This is a genomic window from Vibrio lentus, assembly GCF_002875945.1.
Lineage (GTDB): Bacteria > Pseudomonadota > Gammaproteobacteria > Enterobacterales > Vibrionaceae > Vibrio > Vibrio apostichopi.
Genome location: NZ_MCZK01000102.1, coordinates 14,876 through 27,996 on the forward strand (window position 1 = coordinate 14,876; position 13,121 = coordinate 27,996).

At 42.6% G+C, this 13,121-nt stretch carries 10 protein-coding genes and 1 pseudogene; 4 read left to right on the forward strand and 7 right to left on the reverse strand.

The annotated features are described in order from the left end of the window. Positions 1 to 19 precede the first annotated feature (19 nt). Both BCT49_RS08780 and BCT49_RS26275 read right to left on the reverse strand, forming a co-directional pair. Positions 20 to 631 (reverse strand): ACP phosphodiesterase, encoded by a 612-nt coding sequence (locus BCT49_RS08780; protein ID WP_102434912.1) that lies wholly within the window; start codon positions 629 to 631, stop codon positions 20 to 22. A 174-nt stretch (positions 632 to 805) separates the two neighbouring features. After that, positions 806 to 934 (reverse strand): hypothetical protein, encoded by a 129-nt coding sequence (locus BCT49_RS26275; RefSeq protein WP_017059831.1) that lies wholly within the window; start codon positions 932 to 934, stop codon positions 806 to 808. A gap of 446 nt (positions 935 to 1,380) precedes the next feature. Between BCT49_RS26275 and BCT49_RS08785 the strand changes: the two genes are divergently transcribed. After that, positions 1,381 to 2,604 (forward strand): aromatic amino acid transport family protein, encoded by a 1,224-nt coding sequence (locus tag BCT49_RS08785; protein WP_102434913.1) that lies wholly within the window; start codon positions 1,381 to 1,383, stop codon positions 2,602 to 2,604. Positions 2,605 to 2,752: 148 nt separating this feature from the next. Then, complete coding sequence (locus BCT49_RS08790; RefSeq protein ID WP_102434914.1) at positions 2,753 to 4,177, forward strand: methyl-accepting chemotaxis protein; 1,425 nt, start codon at positions 2,753 to 2,755, stop codon at positions 4,175 to 4,177. 206 nt (positions 4,178 to 4,383) lie between these two features. Here the strand turns inward: BCT49_RS08790 and BCT49_RS08795 are convergent, their stop codons facing one another. Beyond that, entirely contained in the window at positions 4,384 to 7,467 is a 3,084-nt protein-coding gene (locus BCT49_RS08795) for an efflux RND transporter permease subunit (protein WP_102434915.1), read from the reverse strand. An 11-nt stretch (positions 7,468 to 7,478) separates the two neighbouring features. After that, complete coding sequence (locus BCT49_RS08800) at positions 7,479 to 8,579, reverse strand: efflux RND transporter periplasmic adaptor subunit (RefSeq protein WP_157938606.1); 1,101 nt, start codon at positions 8,577 to 8,579, stop codon at positions 7,479 to 7,481. Positions 8,580 to 8,773: 194 nt separating this feature from the next. Here BCT49_RS08800 and BCT49_RS26385 point away from each other — a divergent pair, with 194 nt between their 5' ends. Beyond that, positions 8,774 to 8,989, forward strand: coding sequence for a hypothetical protein (locus BCT49_RS26385; protein WP_080585209.1), 216 nt, complete (start codon positions 8,774 to 8,776; stop codon positions 8,987 to 8,989). Here the strand turns inward: BCT49_RS26385 and BCT49_RS08810 are convergent. The 3 genes and pseudogenes from BCT49_RS08810 to BCT49_RS08820 all read right to left on the reverse strand — a co-directional run bounded on the left by BCT49_RS08810 (position 8,931) and on the right by BCT49_RS08820 (position 12,360). After that, positions 8,931 to 9,659, reverse strand: a pseudogene (locus BCT49_RS08810) (HAD-IA family hydrolase). The gene BCT49_RS26385 and the pseudogene BCT49_RS08810 overlap by 59 nt on opposite strands. A 349-nt stretch (positions 9,660 to 10,008) precedes the next feature. After that, positions 10,009 to 11,805, reverse strand: a complete 1,797-nt coding sequence (locus tag BCT49_RS08815) for an HD domain-containing phosphohydrolase (RefSeq protein ID WP_102434917.1) — start codon at positions 11,803 to 11,805, stop codon at positions 10,009 to 10,011. A 60-nt stretch (positions 11,806 to 11,865) separates the two neighbouring features. After that, positions 11,866 to 12,360 (reverse strand): hypothetical protein, encoded by a 495-nt coding sequence (locus tag BCT49_RS08820; RefSeq protein ID WP_102434918.1) that lies wholly within the window; start codon positions 12,358 to 12,360, stop codon positions 11,866 to 11,868. A 248-nt stretch (positions 12,361 to 12,608) separates the two neighbouring features. Here BCT49_RS08820 and BCT49_RS08825 point away from each other — a divergent pair, with 248 nt between their 5' ends. Continuing rightward, positions 12,609 to 13,085 (forward strand): CreA family protein, encoded by a 477-nt coding sequence (locus BCT49_RS08825; RefSeq protein WP_102434919.1) that lies wholly within the window; start codon positions 12,609 to 12,611, stop codon positions 13,083 to 13,085. Positions 13,086 to 13,121 lie beyond the last annotated feature (36 nt).

A 13,121-nucleotide genomic window follows, 5' to 3' on the forward strand; every position in this document is an offset into this window, starting at 1 on the left:
CAAACCTGCATTACGCTGTTTACCTTTCCTTTTGATTTTTCGTCAATTGAAGCGCACTAAACTGGTTTGCTTCTTCTAAAACGCTTGGATATAGCTCATTAAAGTGACACTGCAACTTATTATAGTGGCGTTCTAGGTCGTCATAACAGTTTTTGAGCATACCTAGCTTAGGCCTTCTCAACGCCATTCGTTGTAATACCAATTCAATGGAAGACATGTCTTGATAGCTTTCCAACCACCGCTTTTCCGCCATTTTTTGATGAATAGTAATGAAGTTTTTAGGCCAGTGTGACTCTTGATGTTCGAAAATCTGCTGATGACTGTCTGAACAAAAGTGCTCTAATGACTGTGTCGAGAACTGCCCCCAATGATTGGCTAAGCAGTGATCCCAGAAGACATCGAGAGCAATAGGAGCAAAACGCTTTGTTTGATCTGAAAAGAGAGATTTTGCAGAACGAGACACATCATGACGGTCGGTATAGCTATCGACGAATCGATGAAGTCTTATCCCGTTAGAAAGCGAACCTGAATAGTGTTTATTAGGGTCACCCTTAACGAAGTCACCTAACAGATTACCGGCTAAGTTACTGTTGCAGTGTTGGGCGATGTGCAGGTGTGCGAGAAAGTTCATTGAACCTCATTAAAGTATCGAGAACTAAGTAACATGGTAAACGTACTCGTTTATCTTCGCGAACTTTAATGAGGATAGTTTTGATATGACGTGTGAGCGAATGAGATTTGCTCAGTTTAAGAATTGTCTAATTTGAGAACGTTGAACTACCGAAATCTTTAGTTCAGGTAAAACTTAGTTCGAAGACTTAAAAAGTTCTTCTGCTAATTGTTTAACTGTTTGTTCATAGTCAGATAAATCAATGCCAATTTCCATAGCATCTAACAACTCAAGACTTTCGTCATTATAAGATTGGTCACTCATAGTGCCCCCTCTATTCCTTGATGTGGACATAATGTCCTGTTAACTAGTGCACCATCTTGGACTTATATTATGTCACTTTGATGAACGCACTCTACTCTACCCATTCCATATTTATAGCTTGAAGCTACTCGCGTTCATTAACGCTTGTTTACGTTAAAGGGGTATACGCGAACGACATATGTACTGCCACCTTACACCAAGTACAACAAATTACTCTACAAATTTTGAAGCCGATCATGGTCAAACGTTTGCTTAGGCATTTTCGATGCCCTGCCACCCACCACTGTAAACATTAATTTACAGTGGATATTTTTAATTACATTAGAGATTGCATTTGGAATTAAACTCAATCAGAATACTTCAAAATCGAGATATTCTTTGGGTTTATGCGCTTAAGCTAGAAGAATTACAATGAAAACACACTCTAACGTAAAGAATTATATACAATGAATAAATCAAAGGTTTTTGGTAGTACTTTGATCATTGCAGGCACCACTATTGGTGCTGGCATGCTCGCTCTTCCACTTGCGTCTGCAGGTATTGGCTTCTCAACTTCGCTTTTCTTAATGTTATGTCTTTGGGCATTGATGGCCTTTACCGCTTTATTAATGGTAGAGCTTCATCAGTTCGCAGAATCAGACGCAACCCTACACACTTTAGCTCACACAATTTTAGGGACCAAAGGAAAGTGGATTGCGAGCTTCGCAGTTATGTTTCTGTTTTACGCTTTATGTGCGGCCTACATTGCAGGCGGTGGTGCTCAATTCAACCAACGTATTGCGGATATTGCGGGCATTGAACTCAACGGCCAAATCACAACCCTTCTATTTACTCTGTTAGTTGCTGGCGTTGTGACGATTGGTACACACAGTGTTGATAAAGTTAACCGTGTTTTGTTTGGCTTAAAGCTAATCGCGATGGTTCTAGTACTTAGCTTTCTAGCACCTAACATTACTTCTCAGTACCTAATGAGCATGCCTTTACAACAAGGCCTGATTGTTGCGGCGATTCCGGTTGTGTTCACCTCTTTTGGTTTCCACGGCAGCATCCCTTCAATTGTTCGATACCTTGATGGCGATGTTCGCTCTTTACGTAAGGTCATGATTATTGGTTCTGCACTGCCTTTGGTCATCTATGTTTTCTGGCAGAGCGTGACTTTAGGTGTGATTAGCCAAGAGCAGCTATTGTCGGACACCAGTTTGGGTGCACTGTTAGTCTCACTGTCACAGACCGTTCATCAATCTAACCTTAGCGTGATCGTTGGTGTGTTTGCCGATCTTGCACTACTAACCTCATTTATTGGCGTTAGCTTGGGCCTGTTCGAATTTATGGGCGATTCATTAAGCAATAAGTTAGGCAGCGCTAAGCGTGTAAAAACAGCATTGATCACTTTTGTTCCACCACTTGGCTTTGCTTTGTTCTACCCACAAGGCTTTATCATGGCACTGGGTTACGCAGCAATCGCGCTAGCAGTACTTGCAATCTTGTTACCGACAGTGATGGTTTACAAAGTTCGTTATACTGATTTCGCGGTTGATGGCCAAAATACTCAAGAGACTTACCAAGTATTAGGTGGAAGCAAAGCGCTGTTTTTAGCGGGCAGTGTTGGCGTGTTTATCATTGCAATTCAAATCCTTATTTCAGTAGGGTTACTACCTTCATTAGGCTAATAAACCTATACGCTGTATAAATACTTGATTGAGATCTCATAAACGATATGTTGGTATCATTAATTTTCACAATTAGTCGATTGGTATCACATTTTTATTGAGGTCGGTTATTTAGAGTCCACGGTAAAGGATTTACCGTGGAGTTTTTATGAAAGAAGTACAATTTCGAACGATAGACAAGTTGTTTATCAAAATGTCTATCAACGACAAGTTTTGGGTCATTTTCTTAATCTTTTTTGCCGCTGTGGCAAGCCTAGCTGGACTCAACTACGTCAACAAAATGGAACAAATTGACGCGAGTGCAAAACAACAGGTTGAGTATCAACTCAAAGGGATTTTATCAGCGTCAGATTCCCCTGCCTCTGTTCGTTCTGTTAGCCAACAAACTCGTCCTCAAGAAACCATCATTGCTAACAATGGCGCGGTTACCGCAACGGCTATTGCACAAGATGGTAACTACTACTCTCTTACCGTTTCAAATAACGATACACAAAACCAAAAGCAGCAAGCACTGTACAGTTTATTACTCAGTCTTTTATGGTGTGTGCCTTTTGGTCTTTTCTGTTACTGGGTTGCGACCTTCCTAGGTGGTGCATTATGGGTTCTTTACTCAACTACTCAGAAGATTGGTGACGGTGACTTAACCTCACGCCTTGGCTTCCACCCTGGTCGTGACGAATTTGGTACAATTGGTTGCGCACTTGACCGTTCAATGGACACGCTAAGTGAGCTAGTGAACAACGTAAACCACAGTGCCGCGACACTCAGTGAAACGTCGGCTTCTTTCGAAACAGAGATGAAGCGCAGCGAAACACAAATCATGAGCCAAAACGCGTCTCTTGACTCTGTTGCAACCGCAATGGACCAAATGACGGCATCAGCTAACGAAGTGTCGAATATCTCTGCACGTTCAACAGAACAAACAGAACAAGACGCACAGCAGATCAACGATAGCCACTCGAAGGTTCAACAAGCCATCTCAGAGATCAGCACACTTTCTTCTCTGATTGAGCAAACCTCATCTTCAGTTACCAGCTTGAATGTGAACACCAGCCAAATTAATGAAGTGATCACGACGATCAACGCTATCTCAGAGCAAACCAACCTACTTGCCCTGAATGCTGCGATTGAAGCGGCTCGTGCGGGTGAACAAGGTCGTGGCTTCGCAGTTGTTGCGGATGAAGTACGAACGCTGGCAAGCAGAACACAGTCGGCTACCGTTGAAATCCAAGCGATGATTGAGCGCCTGCAACAAGAAAGTCAGAACATCGCTAAAATCACGGAGCAAACGGTTGATCAAGCACAAACCAGCAGCCAACTGATTTCAAATATTGGTGATGACGTGAACTCTATCGCAGCTTCTGCTAACACCTTAATGGACATGAGCATTCAGATAGCCACTTCTGCCGATGAGCAAAGTAATGTAGCGAATACCATCGCAGCAGAACTTAACGATATCCGTAGCCAATCAGATGTGATTAAAGATGTCGCTCAAAACTCTTCAAATGGCGTATCTAAGCTAACTGAAGCGTCAGTTTCACTATCTCAAACTTTGGCTAGATACCGAACTTAGGGCGCGACGCTATAACGTTCAAAGAAAGCTCTAGCTCGTCTGATTTCTTTAAAAGTTACCCATTAGGCATTAGTGATTAGTGATTAGTGATTAGTGATTAGTGATTAGTGATTAGTGATTAACAATAACAAAAAAAGGACTCATATGAGTCCTTTTTCTTTATCTAATTGGCAAGCTTACCGAACCAACTTAACCTGTATTTTGACTCAGTGAGCGCTCAACACTTGCCTACTCTCGTTCGTTTCTCTGGCGGGTTCTCGAAAGAACAAACTATAAAGTACGGGAACAACTCCAAGCGTTAAAATCGTTCCGACCACCATGCCAAAGATCATCACAATCGACATTGAATACCAAAATTCCCCGCCAGAAACCGCTAATGGTACGAGGCCAAGTATGGTAGTCAACGTAGTCATTACAATAGGCCTTAAACGAGCCGTACAAGCTTCAATAATGGCGTCATGTATTCTCATCTCGCTATTGCGATTCTGTTCAATACAGTCAATTAAGACAATTCCATTGTTAATAATGATCCCCGCTAAACTGAAAATACCAAGCATCGCAGGAAAAGTGAAATACGCGCCAGTAATCAATAAACCAGACACCGCACCAATCAAAGACAAAGGAATCGTCAGCAGAATAATTAACGGTCGACGAATCGAGTTGAACTGAAGCAATAACAACAGAATCATCACAGCGAAACATTGAGGTAAGTACCCAAACAAAGCTCCATTGGCTTTACTTGCACCCTTCAGTTCGCCCCCTAGAGCAATGTGGTACCCTGGTGGAAGCTCAATCTCCGATAGTTTGGGCTGAACCAACTTGTTAAGCTCACTCGCTTGTAAACTTTCATGCTTAACACTGACAGTCACCGTTCTTTGCAAATCAAAACGACGAATGATTGAAGGTTCACTGGTTGTTTTAATCGTGGCAAATTGAATAAGCGGTAGAGCCTCGCCATTAGTTGAAGATACGATTTGTTTGGTAAAGAGTTTATCAATGGTTTTCTCACTGTCTGCAGCGCCGACAATTACTGGGATCACATCTTCATCCTCTCGAAAACTCGTGACTTCTTTTCCACGCAAGTAACTGTCTAAGTTTGTTGCAATGTCTCGACTACTCACACCAGCGCGAATCGCCTGTGCTTGGTCTATATCGAGAATAAGTTTAGGGACGTTGTTTTCCCAATCATTCGAGACTCCAACCGCGCCCGGTACTTGTCGCAACATCAATTCAATTTGCTTGGCGATATGCTGAATGGTCGATATATCTTTGCCGACGACTTGATATTCAACCAAGCCTAATTCAGTCCCCCCCAACCACATTCGTTTGGCCTGACCACTCGCTTCTGGTAACTGTTCAATGATGAATCGATTGGTTTTATTCACCATTGCTAACGCGGCTTCGTAGTCTGTTGTATTAACAACCATAAATACGCGATTCGTCGCTCTATCAACAGGTGAGAGCGCGAGGAAAAAACGCGGCCCTCCATCTCCAACATACCGAATGGTACTGGTCACTTTCGGATTTTGTTCTTTATCTAACAACCAATGCTCAAGGCGTGCAGACACCTTTTCAGACTCTCCAACTTTAGTTCCAGCCGGCAGATCAACAAATACAAGATACTGATTTCGCTCTGAACCCGACATGAACTGTACGGTGACAAATTTGAAGCTATAAATAGATGCCGCAAAGATACTCAAAACAACAGCTAAAGTGATTAAACGCATCCTTAAAATCGTTCTGATGAAGCGTCGATAGACTCGATGAAAACGAGAAAGCGTTCGTTCGTTATCTTCATTTTCCATTACATTGATTGGTTTCATGAACCAAACACACATAACGGGTGTGGCGAATAAGCATAAGAACCATGAAGACAATAACGCGACCGTAATCACTTGCGACAGAGAACGTAGATATTCTCCGGTGACATCTTGTGCCAATAACAGTGGCATAAACGCCAATATCGTTGTCAGCGACGACGTTAACAACGGTACTGCCATCGCTTTCGATGCCGAAACGGCCGCCTCTACACGATCGACACCTTCAGCCATTTTACTTTTGGTGTACTCCGCGACTACGATTCCATTATCTACCAGCAAACCGAGTGAAATGATGATCGCAGCAATAGACATCCTTTGCAGCTCAACGCCCCAAATCGACATGCCAATCACTGTAAGGAGAATGGTTAATGGGACGATGCTACCGATTATCAACCCCATTCTTACGCCAAGAAACGCCATCACAACCGCTAATACGACGCCAATAGTTTGCATTAGGTTGTTGGTGGCAGAGCTAACCGCCTCGTCGACTTTTTCCGGTTGAAAAGTGGCAAGATCGAGATTCATCCCCACTGGCAGTTCGGCCTTAACGGATTCGATAAACTCCAACACTTCTGCACCAAAAGCATCGCTTTGGCTACCGGAAGCCATCGACGCTGCAATTATAACCGCGCGTTTGCCGTTGAAATAAACGGGTGTATTAAAGGGGTTCTCATAACCGCGCTCAACATCGGCTAAATCACGTAAGTAGACCGTATTTCCGGATTCTCGCTCAATCAAATCAAGATCGAGAATTTCATCGATGCTGTTGAAGTTGCCGGTTGGTTCAATCTCAATTTGCAGAGTATCGGTTTCAATTAAACCACCGGGTAACACAACATTACGAGCCTGCAGTGCCGATACGATCTGACGAAACTGAAACTTTTCATTAGCCAAAGCACCACTGCGCGCATTAATCCATATTCGCTCTTCATTTACGCCATAGAGTTCAACTTGAGATACCATTTGAACGCTGCTTAATCGGTCTTGTAATGCTTCAGCCGTTTTTCTCAATTCTTGGTCATCGAAAGCATCACCGGTTAGCGCAATTGTCGCCGAGTAAACGCGGCCAAATTCATCGTTAACAAAAGGACCTTGTGTACCGTCTGGCAAACTAGTTTTCATGCTGTCCATACGATTTCGAAGCGTGTCCCAAATAGGCTGGAGGTCGAAGTATCTGTCATGAAGCGTGACGGTTATCTGAGTAACACCCGTACGTGACCATGACTTTATCTCTGTCACCTCAGGGATCTGTTTGATTTCGCGCTCTAAAGGCTTAGTAATGAATTTTTCGATACGATCTGGTGACATTCCGGGGAATTGCGCAATAACGACAGCGCTACGAATTAGAATTTCCGGGTCTTCTTTGCTTGGCGCATTTTTAAAGGTACTAATGCCTATAACGAAAAGCATTACCAAGAACACTTGCGTAAATCGATGATATTTCAGGGCGAGTTCAGTAATTCTATGCATAATAACTCCCCTTACAAGCCTTCCCACAGAGTGACTTGTTGCCCTTCATAAAGATAAGGAATGCCGGCTGTAACGACATGCTCCCCCTCTAAAAGGTTACCAATCACAACAACTTGTGTATTGATGCTGCGTTTTATTTCAACATAACGCTTTTCGATCGCAAGGCTTTCTGGATTGACAACAAAGATTGCAGCGTTGTTTTTCTCTGAGCTTGCATTACGGTCATTGAAATTAAATGAATCGATAGGAAGTAAAACAGCGCCATGGTTTGTGCTACCAATATTGAACTGTATTTCTGCAGACATGCCGTTTCGTAATTCAACTTTCGACTCACTTAGCTGCAATGTGACTGAGTACGCATTACCTCTTTCAACCACAGCGCCAATCTCAGACACCGTGCCCGTTAATGTTGCGTCATTAAGCGCTGGAACCTTGACCTTCGCTTCTTCGCCAAAGTAAATCTCTGATATCAACGATTCCGGTACCAAGAAATCGACTTCGTAAGCAAAATCATTAACTAGTTCGATGATCTTCTGCCCAGAACTTACCTTAGTGAATTCATCAATTGATACCTGACTGACTTGACCAGAGAAGGGAGCATATAGTTTGGCGCGTTCTAAATTAAGTTCTGCATTCGACAAATCGGTTTGAGCCAAATTCTCTTGTTGCTGATTCGCATCTAAGTCAGCGCGAATCGCGATCAGTTCAGATTCTGACACAAAACCTTTAGTGCTCAATTTAGCAGAACGTTTGTACTTATCTTCGGCTTGCAGCTTAGCCACTTTCGCTGCACCTAACGAAGCCCGCGCTTTTTGTAACGCAAACACCAGATCATGCGTTTCAAGTTGAGCAAGCACTTGTCCTTTTTCAACATGCTGCCCTTTAGAAACAATAAGATCACTGACTGTTCCCCCTACCTTAAAGCTCAGTGGCGACGTTTGTGCACTTTGCACAATGCCGCTAAGTTCACGAATTTGAGTATGTGATTGAAACACTGTGGTGATGTATTTAACGCTACGAATGGGTTTCGTTGTGTCTAAATCAGGTGTGGCAGATTGTTGCTTACATCCCGTTAGGACGAAAGAAAAAACAAACAAAGCAATATATTTCACTGGGCAATCCGAAGTTATGGTACTCCGTTCCACTATAACAAACCGTATAGCGTTTAACTATTCTATTATCATTACCATGAAGCAAGTCGCAAAGGAGAGATTATGAAGGGGCAAAACTGTCTAATAATCGAGCTTAGGGGTAATCTAGTTAAACGGGTCTTATTTTCGCTTACCCTCTTGCTGCAGGTGACATAATGAATAATACAGAAGCACCAAATAACGAAGACATCACATGCCCTCTATGCCAACACGACGAATATCTGCTCTCAGAAAGCGGAGAGAAGTTTACGTGCGCATCTTGCGGTTTCCACACAAAACAATTTAGTAAAATAGTCAGCCTTCAAATAGGCACTACCCCACCAAAACTCCAGAGTTCGGTATACCGCTCATTGAGCAATGCTTGCCATTAATCCAAACTGAAATCTCTTCCAAACTGTAAATATCCTGAGCCGCTAGCTCTGCTATGTCGGCTTCTGGATCATCATTCAATGAATCTTCAATCGTTGGTCGTAATCTAAAAGATTGAATCCCAGCTCGAACGCCAGCTTCAATGCCTTTCACTGTGTCATCAACATAAATACATTCGTTTGGTAAAAAGCCCATGTTCATTGCGGTATACATGATCAGGTCAGGCTCCGGCTTCCAACTATTTGCATCAAAAGCCGAAAACACTTTCCCTTTGAAGTCGTCGAGCATGCCCGTCATAGCCAATGATGATTCGACTCTCGATTTAGGCGCATTTGAAGCGATACAAAACTCGATGTCTTGTCGTTTGAGAAATTCAATCAACTCAATCGCGCCATCCATAGGCTTCAAGTGACGTTGGAAAAGCGCTTCGAGTTCTGTGCGATAGAGGGGTTCAAGCGTATCAACGGATATTGACAGTCCAAGGCGTTCTTGTGTATCCATTAAGATATCAGCCAACTTTCCACCCTAAAAATGGGCATAACAGTCGTTCACGTTTAAATCAGCGCCAAAACGCGAAAATACGTTCACCAGCGCCTGACAGCACAGTCTTTCACTATCGATTAACGTTCCGTCACAATCAAAAATCACACATTTAGTTTGTTCCAACCGCATAGAAATTCCACTCGCTTTGAATCCAAGCTTTATCCTATAGGGTTATCTTCGGGGTCGGCATGATTGAGCTAACACTTTACCGAAACCTAGTTATTTTTCTTTGCAAAATATGCAGCTGATCACCTTATGATTCAATATGCTTAAGCATTTTCATCTAACTTAGAGAAATATGAATAGTGTTTTTAGCTCTATATTTTATAAATGATAATCAGTTTCAAATGTAAATATAAATAAGTGGGATGTGTAACGTAGAATGGATGACGGAATCAATGGGTTTGCTCGCTCTACTATGAGCCAACGATGATCTAACTAAGAACTAACTAGCTAACTAGCTAACTAGGAGCTAAATTTACGCACAATTAGCTTCCTGAGTATTCGCAGCTAATGCAACCAGTTCTGAATTGGAACTATCTGGGTAAGTATCTCTGATTGCGACAAACTCAGGTAAATGCTTCAACAACAACTTAGTAAGTTCAGGATCAAACTGTCGACCGCACTCACGCTCAAAAAGGTCTACAACCATTTCTAACGGCCATGGCTCTTTATAACAACGTGCGCTCAACAAGGCGTCAAAAACATCGGCTACAGCAGTAATGCGCGCAAACAAATGGATTTCATCAGCAGCCTTGCCATTCGGGTACCCTTCACCATCCCATCGCTCGTGATGTTCATTGGCGATAATCGCCGCTAAGTTAGTGATGTCACCCGCTCCACTGATCAGCAGATTGTAGCCTGCCGTCGTGTGCAACTTCATCACTTCCCATTCTTCAGCGGTTAATTTACCTGGCTTATCGAGAATCGATTCAGGCACTGAGATTTTACCTACATCGTGCATTGGGCTGATGATCTCTATCATCTCGACTTCTCGGTGGCTTAAACCACTATGCTTAGCCAACAGTGCTGACAGCTTAGCAACGCGCTTAACGTGATTACCTGTCTCACCCGAGCGCGTTTCAATGGCTTCACCTAACACATGAATCATGTCTTTCTGAACGTTCAGCGTTTGCTTCTGCAGAGCGAGGATCCGTTTGTTCTTCTTTGCCAGCTCTTTCTTCTGACGTAAGGTAATGAACTGCATCAAGATGATCAGGCTTAAACCCGCAATCACCATGGTCAGACCCATCAACAGTTGGAAGTTCTTACGAATAAAAGAAGAAGGTTCATTGATAACGACCGACTCTTCAGGTAGCGCACTCTCACCGATACCAAACTTTTTCATCGCTGAATAATTGAACACAAAGCGTATGTTGTCACCCGGCACCAATGGTGCAGAGAAACCAAGAGATACGTACTTGTCTAACGCATCAACGGCCTCTTCTCCCATGCTTTGCGAATGATTAACGTAACCGCCCAACACATCACCTAAGATATAAAACTGCCATAGCGCGAACACAGAAGCCGCACTCGATACTGACAAAGTTTCAGCAATCTCTTGATAAGAGTGATAAACACCTTGGCCAAGTTCCGTGTTGTAGTGACTGAGCAGAACGGCATCATCAGCAGAGATAGTTTTTAAGTACTGGCTCGTCGCTTCAAGGGTTTGGTTTCGGATTTCAACTAAATTGATATCGGGAAAATCAACCATCACCTTTTGTACTTCTTTGCGAATCAACTCAGAAGTGACACTGTAATCATTTACGAAGTACAGGTTCTTAAGGTTTGGTCTTAACTGTGAAATCAACTCGATGTTAATGTCAATATGATCATTTTCATGAAGCACGGTTGCTCTGTCGGTGATCGCGTACATGTCGGTACTGGTATCATTAATACCAACCGCAACAACCGGTGTATTTCGGTTAATTAGAGAGCTGATGGATTCAAGAAAATTTGCAGCGTTATCATCAGTAACAATGACACCATCCAGGTGGTAACCCGAATACTTAGCTTCAAAGTAGTTGACTAGAGAGTCGTAATATTCTGGACTGTTGATACGCTTGGTATCTAGGTATTCAATTGAAAGTTTAACTTCGACTTGAGATTGACTGAACGCGCTATCTATTCCCTTTTGGAAATCGGCGGTCCATTGATAGGAAGGTCCATAAGAGTGGATAACTAGGATGTGCTTGATATCCCAGTTGTTAGCGTAAGTAGCTGTAGAAAAAGCGCTAACACACAATACAGCGATTGATATCAATAGCTTGTACATACCGGACCCTGTTTAAAAGACGGTGTATTGTACTCAGATTAACGCTTTCTCAAAGACTCTTTAGCTTTCGAACCATACTTTATGGCTAGAAACTTGATCTTGTGCCCAAAATTCGTGTAACTGTTTAGCAAACCCAATAGCGTCTTGGTCATGCTGATTTACGACATCTGAGATCAGCACTGAATCGTCAGTCGCTGTAACAATCGCACTCGCCACTACATCACCATTCTTGGTACCTACATATAGCTCATGTTCATCCGACAGCATTATTTGGCTTAAAAACTCCAAAATATGCGCTCTTTCGCTTTCATCTTGATACGCGCTGGCTTGGTTTAGCGAGAATAGAACCGTCAGTTTATGGAAGTCGACTTTGTGTAATTCGTCTAGTTGGGTAGGTGTTTGATCTTGCGGGAGGAATTGATACGTTTTCTGAGGAAGTTTGCTTTTATAGAGGTCTCGACCGAGAAGGCTCTCTTTTGCGGGGTACGCAATGTCGAGTTGGCTGAACAGCCATTGGTTTTTCTTGTGTGCATTTTCAGGTATTTCGTTATTCATTCTATTAGTACCTACGTTTAGTATCCCCAAATATCACAGTTATTTGGAAGACATATGGTCGACTGAGGTGCCGAGCTACAAGCAGAGAGCATACAGAGCATGACCAAGGCCAACAAGTACTTTAAATGCTTCATATTTTTCATTCTCCAACAACATCCTTTAAGAACTCAGTGAAAAGCTCTACACTCGTATTCAAGCTTTCAATATTCCTATAGTAAACAGAACTATATAAATAAAAAGGACTTCTTATGAAAAAAGCCTTAATAGCAGTTGGTATCATGACATTGTTGGCAGGCTGCTCAGACAACGAGGTTGGCGACGTTTCTCTTGGTTTCTTCACAATGAAGGATATCAAGATGTCTTCTTTAGATGACGATAAGATCGCAGGTGTAACTTGTCATATCGCATCTATCGAAGCTAACCTTAGCCTATCGGATCCAAGTGATAGCTCTATCTCTTGTCGTCAGACCGGTGAAATCACACCTGAAATGATTGCTCAAATAGACAAGAGTAAGTCAGGTGAAGTGGTATTTAAGAAATCGAAAAGTATCTTTTTCAAAACAATGAAAGTTCGCCGCATCTACGACGCTGAGAATCAATCATTGCTCTACTTGTCTTACACCACTAAAGAAACAGAGGGCAGCTTCAAACACAGCCTTTCCACTGTTCCTCTATGGGGTACAAAGGCTTACGTTGATCCTGCTACGTTAGTCCCTACGGAATAATGAGCTTGAATCACCTGTACAGACATTGTGCAGGTG